The following is a 4261-nucleotide window of genomic DNA, read 5'->3' as shown; positions in this document are numbered from 1 at the left end:
CTTCTCGTCTCGCCCGACAGCCTGCTGCGGCACGAGGATTCCCTGCGACGTGGTGCCCTCGACCAGCCGGGCGCGGACGAACATGCCCGGCAGCAGCAGCCCCTGCGGATTGGGGAAGAGCGCGCGGACGCGAACGGTGCCCGTCTCCTGCGCCACCGTCACGTCGGTGAACTGCAGACGACCTTCGAGACTGTAATCACTCCCATCCTCGAGCATCAGGCGGACGCGCGCCGCACCGCCGTCGCGCGACAGGTTCCCGGCCAGCAGGTTCCGGCGCAGCTTCAGCACCTCGACACTGGACTGGGTGATATCCACGAAGATCGGGTCCAGCCGCTGAATGGTGGTCAGCGGCTGCGCCTGCGCCGCTGTTACCAGCGCGCCGACGGTGAAGGTCGATGCGCTGATCCGGCCCGAAATCGGAGCGGTGATGCGCGTCCTGCGCACATTGATTTCGGCGGCGTTCAGCGCCGCGCGCTGGGCCGCGACATCGGCTCGCGCCTGGCTCGCGCTGGCGACCGAATTGTCATAATCCTGACGCGAGATGGCGTTGATCTTGACGAGATCGCCATAACGCCGGGCAAGCGCTTCGGTGGACGCGATCGCAGCCTGAGCACGGGCGAGCGATGCGCGCGCATTGGCGGCTTGCGCGACATAGGGCGCCGGGTCGATCTGATAAAGCGTCTGCCCCGCGCGGACGAAATCACCCTCGGTGAACAGCCGGCGCGTGATGATCCCGTCCACCTGCGGGCGAACCTCCGAACTTTCGTATGGAGACGTGCGGCCGGGCAGATCGGTGGTCAGCGTGACCGGTTCGGTCCGCACCGTGACAAAGCCCACCTGCGGCGGCGGGGGCGGCGGGGGCGCTTGCTCACCGCACGCCGAAAGCAACAGAAGGGCGGCCAGAGGACCGGTAGGGGAAAGGCGCATATGAAGGCTGACTCGCAATTTCGAGCGGCCTCTATACCGATCGGTATGCTAATGCCAAGCCCCGATTGTGCGACGCGTCATGAAGGGCCGTTTATTGCCCTATCGTGTTTGGCAGATGTTTCGTGAACGATGCGACACGAGTCCTGCCAGTTCCGGCCAGTAGCTGTGAACTTCGCCGGATCCAAGACGATCGATAACGCTAGGATCGGCCTCACGGGGTGTTGACGGTTTAACGGGGCAGGGCGGCGGCCACGCGGGCGCGGGCCTTGATGGCTTCCGGATCGGGCTCACCCGCCGGGACCAGCCAGCTTCCCCCGACGCAGCTGACGGCATCGACCGCCAGCCAGTCGCCGGCGGTGTCGACCGTGATGCCCCCTGTCGGGCAGAAGCGCGCTTTGTAGAACGGGGCGGCGAGCGCCTTCAGCGCCTTGATCCCGCCCGAAGTCTCGGCCGGGAAGAACTTGAAGCGATCGAGCCCCAGGTCGAGGCCGCGCATGATGTCGGCCGCGGTCGCGATGCCCGGCAGGAACGGAATGCCACGCTTGATCGCCGCTTCAGCGAGCGGCGTGGTGAGGCCCGGGCTGACGATGAACTTCGCGCCGGCGTCGATCGCTGCGTCGAGCTGGACTTCGTTGAGCACGGTGCCCGCCCCGATGAACGCGCCATCGACCTTCGACATCTCCCGGATCACGTCGAGCGCGGCGTCGGTACGCAGCGTCACCTCGAGCACCGGCAGACCGCCGGACACCAGCGCCTCGGCAATCGGCAGGGCGTGCGCCACGTCCTTCACCACCAGCACTGGGATCACCGGTGCCATCGTCATCACTTGGTCGATCGTCACGCGTCGATTTCCTTGCTCGCTATATTCAGACACACCGCCGGTTCGTCGCCCAGCAGCCCTTCGCCCAGGTCGTCACACATCGCCGCCAGCAGGCGGGATCCGCCCTGCTCGGCGCCCGACGCGCCGTCGCGCATGAAGGCGAACAGCTCGCGACCCGTCCCGATCCGCGGGGGCGGAGCCTCCGCCAAATCGCGTGCGGCCCACTCGACGGGATCCACCAGCGCCTCGAGCGTGCCGTCATCCGCCGAGACACGGACGACATCGCCGTCGCGCAGTCTCGCGACCGGGCCGCCGCCCAGCGCTTCGGGCGAAAGGTGGATTGCGGCCGGCACCTTGCCGCTAGCGCCGGACATGCGGCCGTCGGTGACAAGAGCCACCTTGAAGCCCTTGTCCTGCAACGAGCCAAGCGCGGGCGTGAGCTTGTGCAATTCGGGCATGCCGTTCGCGCGTGGCCCCTGGAACCGCACCACCACCACCACGTCACGGTGGAGCTCGCCGTTGCGATAGGCAACCAGCACATCGTCCTGATCGTGGAAGATGCGCGCGGGTGCTTCGATCGTCCAGCGGACGGGGTCGACCGCGCTGCTCTTGAACGTGGCGCGGCCAAGATTGCCTTTCACCAGCCGCATGCCGCCATCGGGCATGAACGGGTCGGCCGCCGGCCGCAGCATCGCCGCGTCGCGGCTGGCCGTAACCGGCGTCCAGGCAACGCGTTCCTCTTCGGCCAAGGCCGGCTCCGCGCCGAATGCGGTGATGCCGCCGTCCCACACGGTCAGAATGTCATCGTGGATCAGCCCCGCCTCCAGCAGCGCGGAGATCACGAAAGCCAGCCCGCCCGCTTCCTGGAAATGGTTCACGTCGCCCGATCCGTTGGGATAGACGCGCGCGATCAGCGGCACCGCCGCCGACAGGGCGTCCAGATCCTCCCAATCGAAGATCACGCCCGCTGCCCGGGCGATCGCGGGCAGGTGGATCGCGTGGTTGGTCGATCCGCCGGTCGCGAGCAGGCCGACTGCAGCGTTGATGATCGCCTTTTCGTCGACGCAGCGGCCGAGCGGTCGATAATCGTTGCCGGCCCAGCCGATCTCCGCCAGCCGATGCACCGCCGTGCGGGTCAGTTCCTGGCGCAACTTCGTGCCCGGATTGACGAAGGCCGCACCCGGGACATGGAGCCCCATCAGCTCCATCATCATCTGGTTCGAATTGGCGGTGCCGTAGAAGGTGCAGGTGCCGGCCGAATGATAGGACGCGCTCTCGCTTTCCAACAGTTCGGCCTCGCCCACCTTGCCCTCGGCATAAAGCTGACGAACGCGCTGCTTTTCCTTGTTGGGCAGGCCCGAGGGCATCGGTCCTGCCGGGATCAGGATAGTCGGCAGGTGGCCGAAGCGGAGCGCGCCGATCAGCAGGCCGGGCACGATCTTGTCGCAGATGCCCAGGAGTGCCGCGCCCTCGAACATGCCGTGGCTGAGCGCAATCGCGGTCGACAGCGCGATCGTATCGCGGCTGAACAGCGACAATTCCATGCCCGGCTGCCCCTGCGTCACGCCGTCGCACATTGCGGGTACGCCGCCGGCGACCTGCGCCGTGGCGCCGACCTCGCGCGCCCATACCTTCATCTGTTCAGGATAGCGGTAATAAGGCGCATGCGCGGACAGCATGTCGTTATAGCTGGTGACGAGCCCGATATTCATGCCGCGTCCGGCGATGATCGCCTTTTTGTCCTCGCCCGCGGCGGCGAAGCCGTGCGCGAAATTGCCGCAGGACAGGCGGGGGCGGTCGACGCCATGCTCGCGTTCGCGATTGATCAGCGCGAGATAGGCGTGCCGTGGGCGACGGGACCGCTCGATCACGCGGTCGGTGACAGCGGCGATACGGGGATCAAGAGCCATGGCCACCAAATCGCGGGGACGCGCCGGATTTGCAACGCCAAAGCGGCCGCTTCGGATGAAAAAGATTTTACTTAATCGCTTCGCGCTGCTTGGGTGGTAGGGCGGCGCGTAACTTCATAGAGTGTCAGGTTCATGCGCCCACCAGTTTCCCCATCCGCTTCGCACCCCGCGCTCGTTCACTTCGCCCTCGCGATGGGCGGGTTTGCGATCGGGACGACCGAATTCGCGACGATGAGCCTGTTGCCCTTCTTCGCGCGCGATCTTGGGATCAGCGAGCCGGTCGCGGGGCACGTGATCAGCGCCTACGCGCTGGGCGTGGTCGTTGGCGCGCCGTTGATCGCGGTCCTTTCGGCCAAGATTGCGCGGCGCCGGCTGCTGATCCTGCTGATGGGGCTCTTCGCGCTCGGCAACGGCCTGTCGGCGCTGGCGCCCGATTATCACACGATGCTCCTGTTCCGCTTTCTGAGCGGGCTGCCCCATGGCGCCTATTTCGGGATCGCCGCGCTGGTTGCGGCCTCGCTCGTGCCGCCGGACAAGCGGACCATGGCGGTCGGGCGCGTGATGCTGGGCCTCACGGTGGCCACAATCATCGGCGTGCCGATGG

At 66.8% G+C, this 4261-nt stretch carries 4 protein-coding genes; 1 reads left to right on the top strand and 3 read right to left on the bottom strand.

The window, feature by feature from the left end; all coding sequences use genetic code 11:
* The 3 genes from ACOJSF_RS08005 to edd form a co-directional block, all read right to left on the bottom strand.
* Positions 1-927 (bottom strand): efflux RND transporter periplasmic adaptor subunit (locus ACOJSF_RS08005; protein WP_420141689.1); only part of this gene is annotated, 927 nt, incomplete at its 3' end.
* A gap of 229 nt (positions 928-1156) precedes the next feature.
* On the bottom strand, positions 1157-1750 hold the full coding sequence (gene eda / locus ACOJSF_RS08000; RefSeq protein WP_420141690.1) for a bifunctional 4-hydroxy-2-oxoglutarate aldolase/2-dehydro-3-deoxy-phosphogluconate aldolase: 594 nt from the start codon (positions 1748-1750) through the stop codon (positions 1157-1159).
* Between the two features lie 14 nt (positions 1751-1764).
* Complete coding sequence (gene edd, locus ACOJSF_RS07995; protein WP_420141688.1) at positions 1765-3657, bottom strand: phosphogluconate dehydratase; 1893 nt, start codon at positions 3655-3657, stop codon at positions 1765-1767.
* A 132-nt stretch (positions 3658-3789) separates the two neighbouring features.
* Here edd and ACOJSF_RS07990 point away from each other — a divergent pair.
* A partial coding sequence (locus ACOJSF_RS07990; RefSeq protein WP_420141687.1) for an MFS transporter occupies positions 3790-4261 on the top strand: 472 nt, incomplete at its 3' end.

The organism is Sphingomonas sp. (assembly GCF_048594985.1).
GTDB lineage: Bacteria > Pseudomonadota > Alphaproteobacteria > Sphingomonadales > Sphingomonadaceae > Sphingomonas_I.
The sequence above is the reverse complement of the archived record's forward strand: the minus strand, read 5'-3'. Positions and strand labels throughout refer to the sequence as shown.

Coding starts and splice junctions, on each gene's coding strand:
- eda (WP_420141690.1), bottom strand. CDS start 1,750: ATGACGATGGCACCGGTGATCCCAGTGCTGGTGGTGAAGGACGTGGCG.
- edd (WP_420141688.1), bottom strand. CDS start 3,657: ATGGCTCTTGATCCCCGTATCGCCGCTGTCACCGACCGCGTGATCGAG.